Here is a 1527-nt window from a genome sequence, read left to right as displayed (position 1 = left end):
GTGCTGGTGCTGGTGCTGGTGCTGGTGCTGGTGCTGGTGCTGGTGCTGGTGCTGGTGCTGGTGCTGGTGCTGGTGCTGGTGCTGGTGCTGGTGGTACAGATATTCCTAGCGGAGCTTTATTGGCTGGAGCAGAAGAATTTGGTACTAGAGGCGAAAAATTAGTCAAAACGACTTCGCCATTAAAATCAACGGGAAAAATAAAGTACTATGATAATGCTTGGAATGGAAATCAACATGTTAAAACGAAAAATGTTTTTAATAAAAATATAATGAAAGGAATAGCAACAAATGCTCCAGTGGTAGGAAATATATTGGATGCGAAAGAAGTATATGAGAGTTTTAAAAAAGATGGTCATAAAGTAGGAGAAAACACCACTAAAACGGCTATCGGTGTGGCAGGCAGTTCAGTGGGAGCCGCTGGTGGAGCATATTTTGGTGGATTAGCTGGTTCAGTAGTGCCTGGATTTGGAACGGTTATAGGAGGCGCTGCCGGTGCTATTTTAGGCTCTTTAGGAGGAGAAGCGATAACTGAATGGGGAATTGATGAATTGTATGATAAATAAAATTAAATGGTTTTGGAATTACATTTTTTATTTCACCTGGAAAACACATTGCACCTTGGGTTTTATTATATTAGAACGCCCTCTTAATTATATTGTTTTCTCAGTGTTAGAGATGATAATGCCATCTTTAAAGAATGATAGAGAGTTGCGCTATACAAGTAGAAGAATGGTTTTAGACGATATGGAAACTGGTATCAATATAAGAATAGTTTCTCGTTATTTTTTTTTAATAATAGCAATGGTTGTGGCTAGTTTTTTATCATATCTTGTTTTTTTTCTAGGATGGAGTATAGATGATTCATACTCTACTACTGTTTTGTTTACTGTTACAATTTTAATCACATTTTTTATACGAGTGTTTTTTATCGAATGGTATAGTTCTGGGTATCTAGCGTATTTCCAATATTTTGAAAGAAACTCAAATAAATATAAAGGTTGTTTTTTTATCTTGGTGTTTTATTTTTTTTGTTTTTTATTCTGCGCTATGACAATTAAAAAATTTTATTGAAATTATTTTTAGGAGAGTGGTATGAGTAAAGTTAAATTGTTACCTATAGGGACGATTGTCAAGGTAGGTGTTCAGGATGATCTGTTGATGATAACCTCTCGATATCCTCTTAGTGTAAAAGATGGGATTACAGGTTATTTTGATTATTCGGCTTGTTTATATCCAATAGGTATTATGCTGAATGAAAATCCGTTTTTATTTAATCATGATGATATAGTGGAAATAATATTTGAAGGATATTCAAATAAATTAGAGGAAAACCTTATTAAATATTATAATGAAAAATTAAAATCCTCTACTTATCCTAAGTTAAATATTAATAATTAAAAAATTAGAACATATAAGATTCTGAGTAAGCGAATTTATGGTGAAAAAATTTTCTTCGAAGCTCGGTGAGCTTACCTCCTCAGCGCAACAGCTTGGCAGTGTGGCAGAACTTGTCGGCGCAGATAAGGT

General features: G+C 34.4%; 2 protein-coding genes. Both read left to right on the top strand.

Going from position 1 to position 1527, the window contains the following annotated elements; genetic code table 11:
• Positions 1-119 precede the first annotated feature (119 nt).
• The gene (locus tag B8880_RS14490; protein ID WP_159460758.1) at positions 120-563 is read left to right on the top strand and encodes a hypothetical protein; all 444 of its coding nucleotides are present in this window, start codon (positions 120-122) and stop codon (positions 561-563) included.
• A 529-nt stretch (positions 564-1092) separates the two neighbouring features.
• A complete protein-coding gene (locus B8880_RS12785) occupies positions 1093-1398 on the top strand; it encodes a DUF4176 domain-containing protein (protein WP_084257960.1) in 306 nt (101 codons plus the stop codon).
• The last annotated feature ends 129 nt before the right edge of the window (positions 1399-1527 follow it).

The sequence above is a fragment of the Pasteurella testudinis DSM 23072 genome (genome assembly GCF_900176075.1).
Classification (GTDB): domain Bacteria; phylum Pseudomonadota; class Gammaproteobacteria; order Enterobacterales; family Pasteurellaceae; genus Chelonobacter; species Chelonobacter testudinis.
This window is presented reverse-complemented; position numbering and strand designations above follow the sequence as displayed.

Excerpts from the sequence above, each read along its gene's own strand:
- B8880_RS12785 (WP_084257960.1), top strand. The coding sequence starts at position 1,093 with ATGAGTAAAGTTAAATTGTTACCTATAGGGACGATTGTCAAGGTAGGT.